Raw genomic sequence first — 16,965 nt, forward strand, 5'->3', positions numbered from 1 at the left:
CACAGGTTAGCCGCCGGACCCGGCGAGCGGGGGTGTCACTCGGGCTTCGTGTCCGGTCCGGTGACGGCGCGCTTGTCCGGGGTCGTGAGGGAGGGGTCCTCGTGCTCGGCGTCGGGGTGCCGGGAGCGCCAGTAGGGGTTGTCGTGCGGGAGGGACGAGCCGACCCGGCCGTACATGCCGAAGGTCATCAGCAGCAGGCCGACGATGAAGGTGAAGAACACGTTCTGGATCTTGAACGCCAGGAAGTTGTTCTCGGTGTCCAGCAGACCCAGGTTCAAGAAGCCGCTCAGGATGAACAGCACGCCGAAGACCATGTTCAGGGTCGAGGCGAAGTTGCCGCCGATCACCATGCCGGCCAGCAGGATCACGCCGACGCAGATGGAGAGCACACTCAGCGCGCCGTTGGTGTTCAGGCCCGCCACGGTGTCGCTGCCGACGTTGAAGGCACCGATGTGGCCTACCAGGCCGAGGATGCCGAAGATGAGCAGGAAGAGCCCGATCAGGCCCGCGCCGATGCGGTAGACGATGTTCAGTTTGTGGTCGACGGGCAGGTGCTCGTCGAGCACGGTGCGGCGCCGGGTGGACTGCTTGTCGCGCGAGTGCACTGCGTGTGCGGCCATGTCGCCTCCTTGGGGGCGCGTGCGGAGGCCGTCCCGTACCCCTCAATACTCGCCAGCACCGCATGCACCGGCAACAGGGGCGCGGCCGGGCGGGCTCACTGGCCCGGGCCGCCGCGCTCCTCGCGGATCTGCGCGACGACGCGCGCGACCGTGCCGCGTACGGCTTCGGTCTCGGTGAGGAAGTGCCAGTAGTCGGGGTGCCGGCCGCTGTCCAGCGCGGCGACCGCGCGGTCCAGCCGGGCCACCGCCTCGTCCAGCGGGCGGGCGTGCCGGGGGTCGGGCGCGGTACGGCCCGTCATGGCGAGCCGCTGGGCGTCCCGGAGCGCGAACCGGGTCCGCTCGATCTCCTGCCGGGGGTCCTTCTGGACGGCGTTCAGCCTGGTCAGCCGGTCCCCGGCGGCCGAGACCGCCTCGTCGGTGGTGTTCAGCAGGGCCCGTACGGTCGACAGCAGAGAGGTGGCGTCCGGCCAGCGCTGGGCCTCCCGCGCGGCGCGGGCCTCGTTCAGCTTGCGCTCGGCCTGGCGGACGTTCTCGGCGGCCTGCTCGGGCACGTGCTGGAGGTCCTGCCAGCAGGCGGCCGCGAACCGGCGCCGCAGCTCGCTCAGCACCGGCTCGACCTGGCCGCTGCGGGTGGTCAGGGCCTGGGCGCGGGTGCTCAGGCTGGACAGGCGGCGGTCGATCTCGGCGGCGCGCTCCGGCAGCCGCTCGGCCTCGGCCCGGATCGCCCCGGCCTCCCGCTGCACCCGCTCGGCCCGCTCCAGGGTGGCCGCGACACCGTGCTGTCCGGCGCCCTGGTTGAGCCGGGTCAGCTCGGGGGAGACGGCGGCGAGGCGGGCGGCCAGGTCGTCGGCGGTCAGCCGCTTCTCGCGTACGGCGTCCAGGGCGTTGCTCGCGCCGAGCAGGGCCTGCCGGGCGCGCTCCACGGCGGGCGCGAGGCGGGCGAGCTGGGTCTCGGCGCTGCCGAGGAGGGGGCCGAGGGAGGTGGAGAAGCGGTCCAGCTCGCCCTTGACCCGGACCAGCTCGTCCTTGGCGGCGGTCAGCTCGGTACGGGCGCGGTTCGCGGTGGCCGCGTCGAGGTCGTCGTGGTCGAGATCCTGGGCGTCGACGGCCTGGATGTACGTCTGGCTCGCCTCGTCTATGCGCCGGCCGAGCGCCTCGAAGTCGGCGACGGCGCGGCGGGCCGCGGGGGAGTCGTCGACGGCGGAGATGGTCTCGATGGAGATGCTCAGGTCGCGCTGGGCGGTGTCCAGCTCGTAGAACGCGGCCGCCGCGGCGTCCTTCGCCGCCTGTGCCTCGGCCCGCTGGCTCTCGGCGCGTCCGCCGAACCAGCGCCGGGTGCCGCCGCCGGCGAACGCGGAGGCCATGGTGAGCGCGGCGAGCACGGGGAGGCTCATCAGGGTGAGGGCGTCGCGCACGGGGGACGGCGGGTGCGGGTGGGTCTGCGCTGCTGACGTGCCCGGTGTCGCCGTCACATCCCTCTCCCGTGCTGCGGTTGGCCCTGGGTGGTGTCATTCTCCCACCCGTTCAAGACGAACACACGGCCCGGTCAGTTCACCCCCGCCCTCACCTGTTCCGGGGTTTGCGGGACACCGCCCGAGGCAAGGTAGGCTGTCGACTCATCCCGGCCACGCGCCGGGCCGCGGGTGCGTAGCTCAGGGGTAGAGCGCCTGCCTTACAAGCAGGATGTCGGCGGTTCGAAACCGTCCGCGCCCACAGCGAGAACGAGCAGGCGAGAGGCTTGCGACGGCCCTCCGGGAGTGTCCGGGGGGCCGTTTTTCCATGGTCATCCGCCGACCGGCTCCTCCCGTACCGGCCGCCCCCGCACCTCCAGGCTGCCCAGCAACTCCGCCGTGGCCTGCGTGACGGCGTCCACGGCGCGGTCGAACGCCTCGCGATTGTGGGCGGCGGGGGCGCGGAAGCCCGAGACCTTGCGTACGTATTGCAGCGCGGCGGCGCGGATGTCGTCCTCGGTGGCCTCACCGGGCAACACGGGCGGCCGCAACGTCTTGATACTCCGGCACATGTCTCAAGTCTCCTCCAACCGGGCCGCGCGTGACCGATGATCGGCGGCAGGCGGCCACCGAATGTCGGGGCCGACCGTTGGAGAGGACACGTTCATGACGAGCAAGCCCACGGTCGCGATACTCGGCCCCGGCGGCATCGGCGGACTTGTCGCCGCCCTGCTGTCCCGTTCCGGGCATCGGGTGATCTGCCTGGCACGGGAGGGCACGGCGGAGGTGCTGCGCCGGGACGGAATCCAGGTGCGCAGCGGGCAGTTCGGGGACTTCGGCGCCGGCGTGGAGGCGGACACCGAGCTGCGCGAGCCGGTCGACGCCTGCCTGATCACCGTCAAGCACACCACGCTGGACGCGGCCCTGACCCGCGTATCGCCCGCCGTGCTCGGTGACGCGCTGGTCGTGCCGCTGCTGAACGGCGTCGAACACCCGGCGGAGCTGCGTAGGCGGTACGCGCCCGAGCTGGTCGCCCCCGCGACGATCCGGGTCGAGTCCACGCGCGTCCAGACCGGGGACGGCGAGGGTGTGGTGATCGAACACGGCAGCCCCTTCACCGAGGTCGACCTCGTGGGCGCGGCGACGGTACGGCCCCGCCTCGACACCTTGGCGTCGGCCCTCGCGGCGGCCGGTGTGACGGCGCGCGTGGTGGACGACGAGACGGCGGCCCTGTGGGGCAAGATGGCGTTCCTCGCCCCGTTCGCCCTGCTCACGACGCGGTACGGGGTGCCGATCGGTGAGGCCCGTACGCGGTACCGCTCGGAGCTGGAGGCCCTGGTGGCCGAGACGGCGGAGGTCGGCCGCGCCTGTGGTGCACCGGCGGACCCGGCCGGGTCCCTCGCTCGCTACGACCTGTTCCCGGCGGCGGCCAAGTCCTCGATGCAGCGTGACGCGGAGGCGGGCCGGGCCCTTGAACTCGACGCGATCGGTGGGGCGTTGCTGCGTGCTGCGGAGCGGCACGGGGTGGCGGTGCCGGTGACGGCGCGGTTGGTGAAGGAGCTGGGCGGCGTCGGCGCCCGAGGCCACTCGTTCGAATGAACCGCCCGGCGTAGCTCGCCACTGAAAATCGAACAGGCGTACCATTGCCGTGTGTCTGCGTCCCATGAATTCCCCAGTGACCTGCTCGCCGGGCAGGAGGAGCTGCATCAGATCAGGGCCGAGCTGTCGGCCCTGCTCAAGCGGCTGCCCTGGTCGGTCGTGCCGCTGGACGGCTTCACCGACGACACCGGCTGGCGCAAGATCGAACGGCCCGCGTCCCCCGGCTGGACCGCCGACGAACAGGCCGAGGTCGAGAAACTCCGCCGCCGCGAACACGAACTGGCCGTCTTCATCACCGGCCACCGCTACTGGACCGAGGTGGCGGCCGCGGACCGCGTACAGGCCCGCTCGAAGCTGAAGCACGCCCACGAGCAGGAGTAACTTCAGCCGAGATACGGCTCCGCCCGCTCTTCGACGGCATGCCGCAACCGCTGGGTGTGGTGCATCGGCAGTGAGTGACGGTTTGTGGGCGTTGCCCGTAGCCGGCATGGAGATGACGGACTCCGTGCGGCTCAGGACCCCGCAGGCCGCCGGCGCATCAGATACGCCGCCGCGGCGCCCGCCCCGGTGAGTGCCGCGATCGAGACGGCTGTGGCCAGCCATGCCGTGCCGAGCCAGCGGGTGCCGTAGTAGCCGAGGGCGGTGCTGTAGGCGGCCCAGGAGAGGCCGGCGAGGGCGGACCAGGGGACGAAGTCGCGGGCGCGGCGGTGGGCGGCGCCCGCGCAGAAGGAGACGACCGAGCGGCCGGCGGGGGCGAAGCGGGCGAGGACGACCAGGGCGCCGCCGCCCCGCGACAGCGCCTCGCCGAGACGTTCCTGCGCGTTGGTCAGCCGCCGGGAGCGGGCGATGGCACGGTCCAGCCGCTCACCGCCGCGCCAGGCCAGCCGGTACGCGACGAGGTCGCCCAGCACGGAGGCCGTCGTCGCCAGCAGGATCAGTACCAGGATGTCCGGCACGTCGTGCGGGACCTTTCCGGCCGCCGCCCCCGTGCCGGCCGCCGCCGTGGCCGCCGCGATGACCAGGACGCCGCTGGGCAGCACCGGCAGGAAGACGTCGAGCAGGACCGAGACGGCCACCACGGCATAGATCCATGGACCGGCCGCCAGTGACCCCACGCTCTCCCACACGATTACTCCCCGTCGCTCCCCCGATTACAGCCGTACAGCGTACGCCTGACCGGTGACAGGAGGTTCATGGGGGGATCAAGTGATCATCACAACATGTTCACGACGGCCGACCCGTGACGCCCCGTACGTCGCCTTTCACCCGTGCGGCGCGCCCAGAGGGCGGCCGGAGCGCATGTCTCGTACCAACGTGTGGGGGGCTCACACGATCACGGAAAAGAAGGTGTGCTCCATGCCGGCAATCCTGAGCGCGGTGACGGCGGCGGTGCTGCTGGTCGGCACCACCAGTGGCTACACCGTCGACGCCCAGGGCCGGTTCGCCCCGCCCGCCGCCTTCATCCCCTCGGCCGCGGTGACGTACGACCAGTCCTATGTCCCGGCCGCCGCCTCCATCCGGGTACGTCAGCACACCAGCGCGGGCGGTGCCACCACCATCGACCTGCGCATCGCCGGCGTGCGCCCCCGTCACTCCTTCGGGGCCTCCGTCCACCAGCGCCCCTGCGGCACCCTCCCCGTCGACGCCGGTCCCCGGTACGAGAACCAGCCCGGCGCCGCCGACGACAACGAGGTCCGGCTCGACTTCACCACCGACGCCCAGGGCACGGGCGGCGCGAGCGACCGGCACACCTGGGGACTGCGGCGCGACGAGGCCGCCTCCGTGGTGATCCAGGACCGGCCGGGCGAGGGCGCCACTCGCGTCGCCTGCTTCACGGTGCCCTTCGGGTGGGTCACGGAGTAGGCGTGGGTGCGCGCGATGCCGCCCCTCAGGCCGCTATCGGCTCCCGCGTCCGCTCCTCCGACGGAGTCACCCGCCGGGACGCCACCACCCGGTCCAGCCCGAACGCCCCCGACCCCGTGAAGACCAGCAGGAAGAAGGTCCAGCAGAACAGGACCGACAGCTCGCCGCCGTTCTGGATGGGCCACAGAGCCGCCTGCTGGTGGACGTCGAAGTAGGCGAACGCCATCGAGCCGGAGGCGATCAGGGCGGCTCCGCGGGTGCCGAGGCCCAGCAGGACCAGGGCGCCGGCGACGAGCTGGATGGCCGCCGCGTACCAGCCGGGCCAGGTGCCCGCCGCGATCGTGCCGCCGTGGGTGCCCGCGGCGCCGCCGAGGACGCCGAAGAGCGAGGCGGCGCCGTGCGCGGTGAACAGCAGGCCGATGACGATGCGGAAGAGCCCGAGCGCGTACGGCTGGGCGGCGTCGAGACGTGCGGACATGGGGGGAGGTCTCCTCTTTCGGGGCCGGATGTGGGGCGGCGGGTACCGAACGAGGGCCAGGTTAGGTATACCTAACGCATACTTGCAAGTTCAACATTCAGCCATGATCGGAAAACGACGACGGCTCGCCCCGGCCGGATGGCCGGGGCGAGCCGTCGACGTAGAGGTGGGTTGCCGTCAGCAGCCCGACAGGTAGCTCGTCAGCGCGCTCTTCTCCGCCGAGTCCACCGAGAGGTTGTAGTAGTACTTCACCTGCACCCAGGCCCGGACGTAGGTGCACCGGTACGACGTGAGGCTGGGCATCCAGGTCGCCGGGTCCTGGTCGCCCTTGGCCTGGTTCACGTTGTCCGTGACGGCGAGGAGCTGCGGCCGGGTGACGTCGTTGGCGAAGCCCTGGCGCTGCGCGGTCGTCCACTTGCTCGCACCGGAGTCCCACGCCTCGGCCAGCGGGACGAGGTGGTCGATGTCCACGTCGGAGGCCGCGCCCCATGTCGCGCCGTCGTACGGGGAGTACCAACTGCCGCCGGTCGCCACGCAGGCGGAGTCGGTGGTGACGTTCGTGCCGTCCCGCTTGAGTATGTACTCGCGGGTGTTGCAGGTGCCGCTGATGGTGATCCAGGTCGGGAACAGGTCCCGGTTGTAGCCGGTGCGGTTCTCGGTGGCCACGGTGAGCTGGGAGAGGTAGCTCCGGGCGGTGGCGCCGCTCACCGGGGTGGGCAGGGCGGCGGAGGCGCTGGGCGAGTTGAACAGGGCGGCGGAGGCGAGCAGACCGGTGGCCGCGGCGACGACACCGAGCCGTCGACGCGCGTAGAACCGGGACGAGCGGGACATGCGGAACATATGAACTCCCTTGTGGGGTAGGAGTGTTGGCGCGCGGGCAGGGGAATGCTCGCCAGGTGGCGTTGCGGCGGGGTGAGCGCCCGGTAAGAAGCTAGTGACGCGTTCATGACACGACAAGGTTCAGGACGGAACTTTCACGTCCCGTACCATGGGCGGTGCAGAAGGGGAGTAGCTCTTCGCCGGACCGTCGACATACTGCTCAGCGAGCCTGAGCCGGCGCCCGGAGGCGGGATCCCGTGGGACCCGCCAGCGAGACCTTCGGCAAGCAGTGCACGCCCGTGCCCCCAGGCGCGGGTGCCCAGTGTGCTGCCGTGCCGAGGTGTCTCCTACGTGAAACGCGCACTCTCGGCGGGGCGGCCCCGACCGATTGAGGAACCTTGATCAGCATTACCGTGACGGCGCTCGTCTTCGGCGTCATCTTCCTCGCCGAACTGCCGGACAAGACCGCGCTCGCCGGTCTCGTCCTCGGCGCCCGTTACCGCGCGTCGTACGTCTTCGCCGGTGTCGCCGCGGCATTCCTGGTGCATGTCGTGCTCGCCGTCGCGGCGGGCAGCGTGCTGACCCTGCTGCCGCAGCAGATCGTGCACGCTCTCACCGGTGTCCTCTTCCTCGGTGGCGCGGCCGTGCTGCTGCTGAAGAAGGACGAGGGCGAGGAGGAGATCAAGAAGCCCGCCGACCAGTCCTTCTGGAAGGTCGCGGGTACGGGCTTCATGCTCATCCTGGTCGCCGAGTTCGGTGACCTCACCCAGATCATGACCGCCAACCTCGCCGCCCGCTACGACGACCCGCTCTCGGTCGGCCTCGGCGCGGTGCTCGGCCTGTGGGCGGTGGCCGGACTCGGCATCGTCGGCGGCAAGGCCCTGATGAAGCGGGTGCCGCTGCGGCTGATCACCCAGATCGCGGCCCTGCTGATGATCGGCCTCGGCGTGTGGAGCCTGTACGAGGCGATCGCCGGCTAGGGCCTGTTGGGCGGCGCGGGGTGCGGGCGGGCGCGGGTGCCGGTCGAGCGGGCGGGCCGTGCCCCGCGTCCGGGCCGTGCTCCGCCGACCGGGCCCTGTGCCCGGCCGGAGGCCCCTCGCGGGAGGCGTGGTGGCCAGAACCGGTCGCATTTTGTACCGTGGAGGAACAAAGTGGCTCCCGCCCGTTTCCCCTGACCGGCGGGCGGGGCCGCCTTGTCCCCGACAGGGACCCCCGCCGGACGCCCTGTCCCTCACAGGGCCCCCTCGATCGGGGCCCTCGCGTCTCTGGAGCTGCCGATGGCCACCGAGCCCGCCGTTCTCACCGCCCGCGCCCTCCTGCTCGACATGGACGGCACCCTCGTCAACTCCGACGCCGTGGTCGAGCGCATCTGGCGGCGCTGGGCCGCCGCCCAGGGGCTCGACGGCGACGAGGTGATGAGCGTCGTGCACGGCAGGCAGGGGCACGCCTCCATGGCGCTGCTGCTGCCGGAGCGCCCGGTCGAGGCAAACCTCGCGGACAACGCCCGCATGCTCGCCGAGGAGACCGCCGACATGGACGGCGTGATCGAGGTCCCCGGCGCCACCGCCTTCCTCGCCGCCCTCACCGGCACCCCGCACGCCCTGGTCACCTCCGCCGACGTCGCCCTCTCCACCGCCCGCATGGCCGCCGCCGGACTCCGCCTCCCCGAGGTCCGCGTCACCGCCGAGTCGGTCGGCGCCAGCAAGCCCGACCCCGAGGGCTTCCTCAAGGGCGCGGCGGAACTCGGCATCGCCCCCGCCGACTGCGTGGTCTTCGAGGACTCCGGCGCGGGCATCGCGGCGGGCCGCGCGGCGGGTATGCGCGTGGTGGGCGTCGGCCCGCGTGCCGGGCAGCACCGGCCGGACGCGCTGGTCCAGGACCTCACCGAGCTGCGCGTGGAGCCGCAGGAGGACGGCACGATCCGCCTTCTCATCGGCTGACCGCCCGCGCAAGCCGGGACGACCTCCCCCGCCCTCGACAGGCCGTGGCCCCCTGCACCGCCGAACATGGGAGCAGGCAACCGAGGGCTGGGAGGTCTTCATGGCCTTGGACACGCATGGCGCCGCCGAAGAGGTGCGCCGGGGTGAGCACGTCAGTGGGAACGTGCTCGTCTCCATCGGGGCCCTGCTGCTCGGGCTGTTGCTGGCCGCGCTGGATCAGACGATCGTGTCGACGGCGCTGCCGACCATCGTGAGCGAGCTCGGCGGGCTGGAACATCTGTCCTGGGTCGTCACGGCGTATCTGCTGGCGTCCACCGCGGCGACCCCGCTGTGGGGCAAGCTCGGGGACCAGTACGGGCGCAAGCGGCTGTTCCAGACGGCCATCGTCATCTTCCTGATCGGCTCCGCGCTGTGCGGGACGGCGCAGAACATGCCCCAGCTCATCGGGTTCCGGGCGCTCCAGGGGCTCGGCGGTGGCGGGCTGATGGTGCTGTCGATGGCGATCGTCGGCGACATCGTCCCGCCCCGTGAGCGCGGCCGGTACCAGGGGCTCTTCGGGGCCGTGTTCGGCGCCACCAGCGTGCTCGGACCGCTCCTCGGCGGGCTGTTCACCGAGCATCTGAGCTGGCGGTGGGTGTTCTACATCAACCTGCCCATCGGGATCGTCGCGCTCGTCGTCATCGCCACCGCCCTGCACATCCCGCGCCGCACCTCCCGGCACGCCATCGACTACCTCGGCACCCTGCTGATCGCCTCCGTAGCCACCTGTCTGGTGCTGGTCGCCTCGCTCGGCGGGACGACCTGGCCGTGGGCGTCGGGCCGGATCATCGGGCTCGCCGTGCTGGGCGTACTGCTCGCGGTCGCGTTCGTCGCGGTGGAGCGGCGGGCCGCCGAGCCGGTGCTGCCGCTGAAGCTGTTCGGCATCCGCACCTTCACCCTCGCCGCCGTGATCAGCTTCATCGTCGGCTTCGCCATGTTCGGCGCCATGACCTACCTGCCGACGTTCCTGCAGATCGTGCACGGCATCTCGCCCACCATGTCCGGCGTCCACATGCTGCCGATGGTGGTCGGGCTGCTGCTGACCTCCACCGTCTCCGGGCAGATCGTCAGCCGCACCGGCCGCTGGAAGGTGTTCCCGGTCGCGGGCACCGCCGTCACCGCCCTCGGCCTGCTCCTGCTGCACCGGCTCGACGAACACAGCTCCACGCTGGAGATGAGCCTGTACTTCTTCGTCTTCGGCCTCGGGCTGGGCCTCGTGCTCCAGGTGCTCATCCTCATCGTGCAGAACGCGGTGTCCTACGAGGACCTGGGCGTCGCCACCTCCGGCGCGACCTTCTTCCGGTCCATCGGCGCCTCCTTCGGCGTCGCCATCTTCGGCACCGTCTTCTCGGGCCGCCTCGGCGACAAGCTCACCGAAGCCTTCCTGGACGTCCGGCTGCCGCCCGGCGTCTCGCCCGGCGCGCTGGAGGCCGACCCGCGGGGCATCGGCGCGCTGCCGCCCACGCTGCGGCCGGCCGCGCTGCACGCCTTCTCCTCGTCCATCACCGACGTCTTCCTCTACGCCGCCCCGGTCGCGTTCGTCGGCTTCGTCCTGGCCTGGTTCCTCAAGGAGGACCGGCTGCGCGGCTCGGTCACCGCGCCCGACGCCTCCGAGACCATCCCGCCCAACCCGGTCCACCGCTCCTCCTACGAGGAGGTCTGCCGCGCGCTCTCCACGCTCGGCACCCGCGAGGGGCGGCGGGAGATCTACGAGGAGATCACCGCCCGCGCCGGGTACGACCTGCTGCCCGCCGCGAGCTGGATGCTGCTGCGGATGCGCAGGTACGGGTCCGTGGAGCCGTACGTGCTCGCCGAGCGCGCTCCCGTGCCGCTCAGTACGGTGCTGGCCGCCGCCCGGCAGGTCGAGGAACGGCGGCTCGCCGCGCGCGACGGGCTCGAGCTGTCGCTCACCCCGGCCGGGGCGGAGGTCGCCGCGCGGCTGGCGAAGGCTCGCGAGGACTCCCTGTCCGAGCTGCTGGGGGACTGGTGGGAGCCCGGACGGCCCACGGACCTGGTGCAGTTGGTGAAGGAACTCACGGCCGAGCTGTGCGGCTCCGAGCGGGAGCGGCCGCAGGGCGGGGCGGTACGGAAGCCGGGTCGAGGGCCGAAATGAGGTCCTTGGTGAACCAGTGCTCGGCGTACGGGTCGTCGTTGTGCCGTTCGGTCTCGGCGTAGCCGAGCCGGGCGTACAGGGTGCGGGCCTCCACGAGGTCGGTGCGGGTGTCCAGGATCATCCGGTGGGCGCCCAGGGCGCGGGCGGCCTCCTCGGCGGCGCGGACCAGCGGGGTGGCGCCGCCCCGGCCGCGCATGTCCTCGTACAGGAAGACGCGGGTCAGTTCCGCGGTGTCCGGGGCGAGCAGGCGTACGCCCGCCGAGCCGGCCGGTTCACCGGCGTACCTCGCCACCAGCAACTCACCGTTCGGCGGGGCGAGTTCGGCGCCGGTGCGGGCCGCGATCTCCCGCTCCAGCTCGGCCGGGTCGGTGCGGTGTCCCTCGTGCAGGAGGTACCAGCGGTCGCTGACCTCGGTGTAGTACGCCCGCCACAGGGCCGCGGCCACCGTGGAGTCGTAGGGTTCCGGGGTGATGGTCCACGTCGTCATGCGTGCCATCCCAGCCGGGCACGCGGGGCGCGGGCAAGCGGATTTCAGGCGCCGCCGGTCTCCCTGAGCCGTCGCCACTCGGCCACGACCTCGTCCACGTCGTACGGCTTCCTGCCCAGCGGCGGGCCCGGCGGGGGCCGGAACATCATGTCCTTGATCTTGACGTTGACCGCCCTGATGATCTCCCGGACGGCGCACTCCGAGGGCGCCGCGTACGCCGCCGCGAGCGCGTCCTCGGCCTCCTTGCGCAGGGCGAGCGCCGGGGGCAGTACGGTCAGGCCCTCGCGGGCCATCTTCCGCTTGACCCACCAGAGTTCGTCGTAAGCGCTGTCCAGACCCGCGGGTAGCGGCTCGCCCGCGCCGGGCAGCCCGTCGAACTCGCCGCGGCGCTGCGCGGCACCGATCTGGTGGTCGACCCACGACTCGAACGGGACACCCGGTGGCTTTCGCTCGGTCATGCCCCCCATTGTGCCGGACGTGGACGAGCCGGGCGTTCTATCATGCGGCGGCGGTGCGGCGATCAGGGGTCCGCGCCAGGAGGCTTCAGGGGGAACACGCGTGCTCGAACTCACCATGGCCGCCGTCTCCAGTGAGGAAGCGGGTGCCACGGCCGGCATGACCATGGCCGAGGCGCCCAGCGAACCGGGCGCCGCGCTCCGCGTGGGCCGGGACGGCGCGGTGTGCCGGCTGGTCACCCCGGAGGACTGGCTCTTCGTCTCCCGCGTCCACCTGGAGTTCCTCTGCGGCCCCGACGGCGGCTGGCAGCTCTCCTGGCTCCACGGCTCCCAGCCCGACCCCTCCTCCGAGGTCCGCCTCACCGTCGGCGAATACGCCCAGACCGTCCCCTACGGCGGCGCGGTCCGCCTCCCCCGAGGAGCCTCAGGCGAGGTGGTCATCCAGGACCGCACGGCCCCGCGCAGCGTGAACGTGGGCTTCTACCACGAGGTGTAGCCCGGGCCGGTGTCGTCCTAGCCCACCACCCGTGCCAGGGCGAAACCGTCGTACCCCTTGCCGCCCACCGTCTGGAGGGCCGTGCCCGTCAGGCGGGGGTGGTCGGCGATGAGGTCGATGGCGGTGCGGGTGCCGGTGATGGCGGGGTCGGTGCTGGTGGGGTCGGCGACGTGGCCGCCGCGGACGACGTTGTCGAGGATGATCAGGCTGCCGGTGCGGGTGAGGCGGAGGGCCCACTCGACGTAGTGCGGGTTGTTCGCCTTGTCGGCGTCGATGAAGACCAGGTCGAAGGGGGCCGGGTTCTCGTCGGCGAGGTTGGGGAGGGACTCCAGGGCCGGGCCGACCCGTACGTCCACCACCCGGTCCAGGCCCGCCCGCGCGATGTTGCGGACGGCCACGTCGGCGTGTTCCGGGCTGTGCTCCAGCGTGACCAGGCGGCCGTCCTCGGGGAGGGCACGGGCCAGCCAGATGGTGCTGTACCCGCCGAGGGTGCCGATCTCCAGCACCGTACGGGCGCCCTGGATCTGTGCCAGGAGCTGGAGGAACTTGCCCTGGGTGGGCGTCACCGCGATGGACGGCAGCCCGGCCGCGTCCGAGTCGCGCAGCGCGGCCCGCAGGGCGTCGTCGTCCGGTGCGAGCCGGCTGGTGAAGTAGAGGTCGACGTCGTCCCACCGCTGCGACTCGCTCATGCGTGTGCTGCCTTTCCCGAGTGTCTGCGCAAAACCTCTGCCAGGGTCCATGGTCCCCCCCGGATGATCCCAGCGCCGCGCCCCTGGGGGGCGGAATGACAGAAGTGGGCGCGGGAACCGTACGTACGGTTCCCGCGCCCACCTCGCCCGGAGAAAGACTCCTACTTCTCGGCCTCCACCGCGGGCGGCGAGCCCGGCAGCGGACGGCCCGCGGACTCGCTCATCCGCCACACCGCGAAGCCACCGATGACGGCGGCCGCCATCATGTAGTACGCGGGCATCATCAGGTTGCCGGTCGCCCCGATCAACGCGGTGACCACCAGCGGGGTCGTACCGCCGAACAGGGACACCGAGACGTTGAAGCCGATCGACAGCGAGCCGTAGCGGACCCGGGTCGGGAACAGCGCCGGGAGCGCGGCCGGCATGGCGGCGGTGAAGCAGACCAGCAGCAGACCCAGCGCGCCCATGCCGAGCGCGACGGCGAGCAGGCTGCCCTGGCGGATCAGCAGCAGGGCCGGGATCGACAGGAACAGGAAGCCCGCGCAGCCCGCGGCGATCACCGGACGGCGGCCGACGCGGTCGGTCAGGGCGCCCGCGAACGGCTGGACGATCATCATCAGGGCCATCACACCGAGGACGACCAGCAGACCGTGCGTCTCGTCGTACTTCAGCTCACTGGTGAGGAAGCTCGGCATGTACGACAGCAGCATGTAGTCGGTGACGTTGAAGACCAGCACCAGGCCGACGCAGAGCAGCAGCGACTGCCACTGGCCCGCGAGCATCTCGCGCAGCGGCACCTTCGGCCGGTTGGTCTCGGCCTTCTCGACCTCGGCGGCGAACGCCGGGGTCTCCTCCAGGCGCATCCGCAGGTACAGGCCGATGATGCCCATCGGACCGGCGATCAGGAACGGGATGCGCCAGCCCCAGGAGAGCAGGTCGTCGGAGGAGAGCAGGGCCGTCATCAGCGTGACCAGACCCGCGCCGCCGATGTAACCGGCCAGGGTGCCGAACTCCAGCCAGCTCCCGAGGAAGCCGCGCTTCTTGTCCGGGGCGTACTCGGCGATGAAGGTCGAGGCACCGGCGTACTCACCGCCGGTGGAGAAGCCCTGCACCAGACGGGCCGCCAGCAGCAGCAGCGGCGCGCCGACGCCGATGGAGGCGTACGAGGGGATCAGGCCGATGGCGAACGTGCCCGCCGCCATCATGATCATCGTGACGGCGAGGACCTTCTGGCGTCCCACCCGGTCGCCCAGCGGGCCGAAGATCATACCGCCGAGCGGGCGGACGAGGAAGGCCGCGGCGAAGGCTCCGAACGTCGAGAGGAGCTGTGCAGTCGGGTTCCCGGAAGGGAAGAAGACTTTGCCCAGCGTCACGGCGATGTAGCTGTAGACGCCGAAGTCGAACCACTCCATGGCGTTGCCGAGCGCGGCCGCCTTGACGGCACGCTTGACGAGCGCGGGGTCGGTGACCGTGGGCTCTGCCTGGGCCTTCGAGGTCCGAAGAGACTTCGGACGGGGACTGACAGCGGTGGCGGCCAAAACGGAACTCGCCTGCCTTTCGACGGGGACACGGGCGACGCCGGACGACGACGGCGATGGCGTGCGTCAGGCAGAAAAGAGACGATAGGAGAGTTTCGGCCCCTTACGTCCTGTAAGTGGAACATTACATTCTGCAAAGAAACCGCGTCTACGCTGGTACGTCTGCCCTGTCCGCCGAGCATGATCCCCATCAGAAATGTGATCCATATCGCGTCGCGAAGCGGAAACCGCACCCCTTTCGGACTATCGTCATCCGGACAAATGGGGGACGGACGTCGGATGACGCGATGGGGCGGGAGGCCGCGGGGCGTGGTGGACGTGGAGCACGGCGGGCGGGCGGACACCCTGGCGACGACAGGACCCGGAGCGCGGCTGCGCGCCGCCCGGCTCGCCCTGTGGGCGGTGGCCGCGATCCTGGCGGTCCGGCAGATGGCCCTCGTCCTCACCACCCCGAGCGGGCAGCGTCTCACCGACCTGGAGACCTGGGTCGGCCCGGAGGGCGTCCTGCACGTCAACGGCTCCCTGTACGCCTCCACCCGGTTCACCGGCACCCCCTTCGCCGGCCTGGTCCTCAAACCGCTCACCCGCGCCGCCGAACAGGCCCTCGGCTGGGGCTGGACCTTCGGCACCCTGCTGCTGGTCGTCGCCCTCGGCCTGGTCGTCGCCCGCGCGCTGCCCCGGCCCGTCGGGCGCCGTACCGCCCTGCTGGCCGCCCCGGTCGCCATCAGCCTGCTCATGGTGTCGCTGCCGGTCCGCAACACCCTGTGGCTCGGCCAGACCAGCGTCATCCCGGTCCTGCTCGTCCTGCTGGGCTGCTTCACCGTGCGCGGCGAACGCACCGGAGGCGTGCTCATCGGCCTCGCCGCCGCCCTCCAGCCGACGGTCCTGCTCTTCGTCCCGCTGCTCTGGTTCACCGGCCGCCGCCGGGCCGCGCCGACCGCCGCCGCCACCTTCGCCGGGGGCACCCTGCTCGCCTGGGCCGCGATGCCGGGCGACTCCTTCACGTACTGGGTGCACCACATGGCGGGCGCCGGCCTCGGCGGCAGCGCCGAGGCGCTCGCCAACCAGTCGCTGCACGGCGCCCTGCTCCGGTCCGGGCTCAGCGGCCCGCTGGAGATCGCGCTCTTCCTGCTGCTCGGCGCGGCCGTCGCCGTCCTCGCGCTGCGCCGGGCCGTGGGCTACGCCCGCGACGGGCAGTTGCTGCTCGCCGTGGCCGTCACCGGGTGCGCGGCCGTCGCCGGCTCCCCGACGACCTGGCAGCACCAGCTCCTCTGGGTGCTGCTCGCGGTGGTCGGCCGGGCCGGGACGCGGGCCGCCGACCGTACGGTCTGGCCGGTCGCGGTGGTCCTGGTGACCACCCTCCCGGCGACGATGATGCTGCCGAACACGCCGGTGATGTACCCGCTGCGGGACAACCTCGTCCTCCTCGCCGCGCTGGCCGCCGCCACCGCCGTCCCCTTCCTGTCCCGCACCTCCCCCCACTACGACACCCCGGCGCCCACCGCGTACGCCCACCAGACCCCGGCGCGGCTCGGACACGTACCGCTGCTGCCGTTCCTGCGGCGCTCGCTCACCCGGCCCAACCTGCTGCTGGAGCTGCTGCTCATCCGCGTCACCTACGCCGCCTACGCGCAGGTGCGGCTCGCGGCGACCGGGGGCAGCGACGAGGCCGCCCGCGCCACCGCCGAGCGCCACGGCCGCCTGATCCTCGACGCCGAGCGGTTCCTGCACATCGACATCGAGCACACCGTCAACCACGCGGTCGTCCAGGTCGGCCGGCTGCGCGGACTTCTCGACTTCTACTACGAGTCCTTCCACTTCGTCGTCCCGCTGACCGTGCTCGCCGTCCTCTACTGGCGCCGCCCGGTCGACTACCGCTGGGCCCGTACGTCCCTCGGCTTCGCCACCCTGCTCGCGCTGATCGGCTTCTGGCTGTTCCCGCTGGCCCCGCCGCGCCTGATGCCGGGGCTCGGCTTCATCGACACCGTGCACGGCGCGCAGGACCTCGCCGACCCGGACTACGGCGCGATGACCGCGATCACCAACCAGTACGCGGCGATGCCCTCGCTGCACTTCGGGTGGTCGCTGTGGTGCGGGGTGGTGATCGCGGTCCTCGCGCCGCGCTGGTGGATGAAGGTGCTCGGGCTGCTGCACCCGCTGCTCACCGTCACCGCGATCGTGGCCACCGCCAACCACTGGGTGCTGGACGCGGCCGGCGGGGCGTTGGTGGTCGGCGGGGGCTTCGCCCTCACGTACGCGCTGCTCGGGCCCCGGGGGATCGCCGCCGACAGCGGGGAGGTGGGGCGGCCCCCGGCCCCGCGCAAGCCGCAGGACCAGTCGCAGCCGGTCACCTCGGGCTGAGCCGGCGACGGGCGGCA

Annotated in this window: 18 protein-coding genes and 1 tRNA gene; 9 read left to right on the forward strand and 10 right to left on the reverse strand. The window is 72.0% G+C overall.

Going from position 1 to position 16,965, the window contains the following annotated elements; all coding sequences use genetic code 11:
• Positions 1–35 precede the first annotated feature (35 nt).
• Both OG448_RS21385 and OG448_RS21390 read right to left on the reverse strand, forming a co-directional pair.
• Positions 36–620 (reverse strand): DUF4383 domain-containing protein, encoded by a 585-nt coding sequence (locus OG448_RS21385; protein WP_405556045.1) that lies wholly within the window; start codon positions 618–620, stop codon positions 36–38.
• Between the two features lie 95 nt (positions 621–715).
• Positions 716–2,092 carry a hypothetical protein gene (locus tag OG448_RS21390; RefSeq protein WP_405556047.1) on the reverse strand — a complete coding sequence of 459 codons (1,377 nt, stop codon included), beginning with the start codon at positions 2,090–2,092 and terminating at the stop codon, positions 716–718.
• Between the two features lie 169 nt (positions 2,093–2,261).
• Between OG448_RS21390 and OG448_RS21395 the strand changes: the two genes are divergently transcribed.
• Positions 2,262–2,333, forward strand: a tRNA-Val gene (locus OG448_RS21395).
• Between the two features lie 70 nt (positions 2,334–2,403).
• On the opposite strand, the gene OG448_RS21400 is transcribed toward OG448_RS21395, so the two are convergent.
• Complete coding sequence (locus OG448_RS21400) at positions 2,404–2,643, reverse strand: DUF2277 domain-containing protein (protein WP_405556049.1); 240 nt, start codon at positions 2,641–2,643, stop codon at positions 2,404–2,406.
• Positions 2,644–2,737: 94 nt separating this feature from the next.
• Between OG448_RS21400 and OG448_RS21405 the strand changes: the two genes are divergently transcribed.
• Complete coding sequence (locus OG448_RS21405; protein WP_405556051.1) at positions 2,738–3,670, forward strand: ketopantoate reductase family protein; 933 nt, start codon at positions 2,738–2,740, stop codon at positions 3,668–3,670.
• A gap of 51 nt (positions 3,671–3,721) precedes the next feature.
• On the forward strand, positions 3,722–4,051 hold the full coding sequence (locus OG448_RS21410) for a hypothetical protein (protein ID WP_391291599.1): 330 nt from the start codon (positions 3,722–3,724) through the stop codon (positions 4,049–4,051).
• A 131-nt stretch (positions 4,052–4,182) separates the two neighbouring features.
• On the opposite strand, the gene OG448_RS21415 is transcribed toward OG448_RS21410, so the two are convergent.
• Entirely contained in the window at positions 4,183–4,797 is a 615-nt protein-coding gene (locus OG448_RS21415; protein WP_405556053.1) for a DedA family protein, read from the reverse strand.
• Positions 4,798–5,026: 229 nt separating this feature from the next.
• Between OG448_RS21415 and OG448_RS21420 the strand changes: the two genes are divergently transcribed.
• Positions 5,027–5,533: a superoxide dismutase family protein gene (locus OG448_RS21420; protein ID WP_405556055.1), complete on the forward strand. Its 507-nt coding sequence runs from the start codon at positions 5,027–5,029 to the stop codon at positions 5,531–5,533.
• Between the two features lie 25 nt (positions 5,534–5,558).
• Here the strand turns inward: OG448_RS21420 and OG448_RS21425 are convergent, their stop codons facing one another.
• Together OG448_RS21425 and OG448_RS21430 are read right to left on the reverse strand one after the other, a co-directional pair.
• Positions 5,559–6,011: a DoxX family protein gene (locus tag OG448_RS21425; protein WP_405556057.1), complete on the reverse strand. Its 453-nt coding sequence runs from the start codon at positions 6,009–6,011 to the stop codon at positions 5,559–5,561.
• 177 nt (positions 6,012–6,188) lie between these two features.
• Positions 6,189–6,842 (reverse strand): DUF1524 domain-containing protein, encoded by a 654-nt coding sequence (locus OG448_RS21430; protein WP_391291595.1) that lies wholly within the window; start codon positions 6,840–6,842, stop codon positions 6,189–6,191.
• Between the two features lie 386 nt (positions 6,843–7,228).
• Here OG448_RS21430 and OG448_RS21435 point away from each other — a divergent pair, with 386 nt between their 5' ends.
• From OG448_RS21435 to OG448_RS21445, 3 genes are all read left to right on the forward strand, one after another.
• Positions 7,229–7,810, forward strand: a complete 582-nt coding sequence (locus OG448_RS21435) for a TMEM165/GDT1 family protein (RefSeq protein ID WP_135790282.1) — start codon at positions 7,229–7,231, stop codon at positions 7,808–7,810.
• 297 nt (positions 7,811–8,107) lie between these two features.
• Positions 8,108–8,770 (forward strand): HAD-IA family hydrolase, encoded by a 663-nt coding sequence (locus OG448_RS21440; protein WP_405556059.1) that lies wholly within the window; start codon positions 8,108–8,110, stop codon positions 8,768–8,770.
• Between the two features lie 100 nt (positions 8,771–8,870).
• Positions 8,871–10,922, forward strand: a complete 2,052-nt coding sequence (locus OG448_RS21445; protein WP_405556060.1) for a DHA2 family efflux MFS transporter permease subunit — start codon at positions 8,871–8,873, stop codon at positions 10,920–10,922.
• Here the strand turns inward: OG448_RS21445 and OG448_RS21450 are convergent.
• Both OG448_RS21450 and OG448_RS21455 read right to left on the reverse strand, forming a co-directional pair.
• Positions 10,843–11,409 carry a GNAT family N-acetyltransferase gene (locus OG448_RS21450; protein ID WP_405556062.1) on the reverse strand — a complete coding sequence of 189 codons (567 nt, stop codon included), beginning with the start codon at positions 11,407–11,409 and terminating at the stop codon, positions 10,843–10,845. The two genes, OG448_RS21445 and OG448_RS21450, sit on opposite strands and share 80 nt — an antisense overlap.
• Positions 11,410–11,453: 44 nt before the next feature.
• Positions 11,454–11,867, reverse strand: a complete 414-nt coding sequence (locus OG448_RS21455; protein WP_405556064.1) for a DUF1992 domain-containing protein — start codon at positions 11,865–11,867, stop codon at positions 11,454–11,456.
• A gap of 100 nt (positions 11,868–11,967) precedes the next feature.
• Here OG448_RS21455 and OG448_RS21460 point away from each other — a divergent pair, with 100 nt between their 5' ends.
• Positions 11,968–12,360 carry a hypothetical protein gene (locus OG448_RS21460; protein WP_355380636.1) on the forward strand — a complete coding sequence of 131 codons (393 nt, stop codon included), beginning with the start codon at positions 11,968–11,970 and terminating at the stop codon, positions 12,358–12,360.
• 17 nt (positions 12,361–12,377) lie between these two features.
• On the opposite strand, the gene OG448_RS21465 is transcribed toward OG448_RS21460, so the two are convergent.
• Both OG448_RS21465 and proP read right to left on the reverse strand, forming a co-directional pair.
• Entirely contained in the window at positions 12,378–13,049 is a 672-nt protein-coding gene (locus OG448_RS21465) for an O-methyltransferase (protein WP_405556066.1), read from the reverse strand.
• Positions 13,050–13,210: 161 nt separating this feature from the next.
• Positions 13,211–14,587 (reverse strand): glycine betaine/L-proline transporter ProP, encoded by a 1,377-nt coding sequence (gene proP / locus OG448_RS21470; RefSeq protein ID WP_405556068.1) that lies wholly within the window; start codon positions 14,585–14,587, stop codon positions 13,211–13,213.
• A gap of 261 nt (positions 14,588–14,848) precedes the next feature.
• Here proP and OG448_RS21475 point away from each other — a divergent pair, with 261 nt between their 5' ends.
• Positions 14,849–16,948, forward strand: coding sequence for a bifunctional glycosyltransferase 87/phosphatase PAP2 family protein (locus OG448_RS21475; RefSeq protein WP_405556070.1), 2,100 nt, complete (start codon positions 14,849–14,851; stop codon positions 16,946–16,948).
• The last annotated feature ends 17 nt before the right edge of the window (positions 16,949–16,965 follow it).

It is taken from the genome of Streptomyces sp. NBC_01171, assembly GCF_045039805.1.
Taxonomy (GTDB): Bacteria; Actinomycetota; Actinomycetes; order Streptomycetales; family Streptomycetaceae; genus Streptomyces.

Excerpts from the sequence above, each read along its gene's own strand:
- OG448_RS21475 (WP_405556070.1), top strand. The coding sequence starts at position 14,849 with ATGGGGGACGGACGTCGGATGACGCGATGGGGCGGGAGGCCGCGGGGC.
- OG448_RS21440 (WP_405556059.1), top strand. The coding sequence starts at position 8,108 with ATGGCCACCGAGCCCGCCGTTCTCACCGCCCGCGCCCTCCTGCTCGAC.
- OG448_RS21425 (WP_405556057.1), bottom strand. The coding sequence starts at position 6,011 with ATGTCCGCACGTCTCGACGCCGCCCAGCCGTACGCGCTCGGGCTCTTC.
- OG448_RS21445 (WP_405556060.1), top strand. The coding sequence starts at position 8,871 with ATGGCCTTGGACACGCATGGCGCCGCCGAAGAGGTGCGCCGGGGTGAG.
- OG448_RS21465 (WP_405556066.1), bottom strand. The coding sequence starts at position 13,049 with ATGAGCGAGTCGCAGCGGTGGGACGACGTCGACCTCTACTTCACCAGC.
- OG448_RS21400 (WP_405556049.1), bottom strand. The coding sequence starts at position 2,643 with ATGTGCCGGAGTATCAAGACGTTGCGGCCGCCCGTGTTGCCCGGTGAG.
- OG448_RS21385 (WP_405556045.1), bottom strand. The coding sequence starts at position 620 with ATGGCCGCACACGCAGTGCACTCGCGCGACAAGCAGTCCACCCGGCGC.
- OG448_RS21430 (WP_391291595.1), bottom strand. The coding sequence starts at position 6,842 with ATGTCCCGCTCGTCCCGGTTCTACGCGCGTCGACGGCTCGGTGTCGTC.
- OG448_RS21455 (WP_405556064.1), bottom strand. The coding sequence starts at position 11,867 with ATGACCGAGCGAAAGCCACCGGGTGTCCCGTTCGAGTCGTGGGTCGAC.
- OG448_RS21450 (WP_405556062.1), bottom strand. The coding sequence starts at position 11,409 with ATGACGACGTGGACCATCACCCCGGAACCCTACGACTCCACGGTGGCC.
- OG448_RS21405 (WP_405556051.1), top strand. The coding sequence starts at position 2,738 with ATGACGAGCAAGCCCACGGTCGCGATACTCGGCCCCGGCGGCATCGGC.
- OG448_RS21420 (WP_405556055.1), top strand. The coding sequence starts at position 5,027 with ATGCCGGCAATCCTGAGCGCGGTGACGGCGGCGGTGCTGCTGGTCGGC.